The organism is Pseudomonas sp. CNPSo 3701, from assembly GCF_028674975.1.
GTDB lineage: Bacteria > Pseudomonadota > Gammaproteobacteria > Pseudomonadales > Pseudomonadaceae > Aquipseudomonas > Aquipseudomonas straminea.
Genome location: NZ_JAQZSI010000033.1, coordinates 1 through 306, shown reverse-complemented (window position 1 = coordinate 306; position 306 = coordinate 1). Strand labels below are relative to the sequence as shown.

At 68.3% G+C, this 306-nt stretch carries 1 pseudogene; it reads left to right on the top strand.

Going from position 1 to position 306, the window contains the following annotated elements:
* Positions 1 to 175, top strand: a pseudogene (locus tag PVA39_RS23260) (aldehyde dehydrogenase (NADP(+))); the annotation flags it as partial.
* Positions 176 to 306 lie beyond the last annotated feature (131 nt).

The following is a 306-nucleotide window of genomic DNA, read 5'->3' as shown; positions in this document are numbered from 1 at the left end:
GGCGACCTCCGACGCCCGCGGCACCTCGGTCGGCACCCTGGCCATCGACCGCTTCCTGCGCCCGGTGTGCTACCAGAACTGCCCGGATGCCCTGCTGCCTGACGCGTTGAAGAACGCCAACCCGCTGCAGATCGCCCGCCTGGTGGATGGCGCCAGCAGCCGCGACGCGCTTTAAGCGCTGGCTGCTTAGTCAGAGAAAGCCGACCTCAGGGTCGGCTTTTTTGTGGGTGGTGGATCGGACGTGATCGGTGCAGGTAGTCATCGGTGTGGGGGGGGGCCCAGGCCCCCGTAAGCGCGGATCGCGCG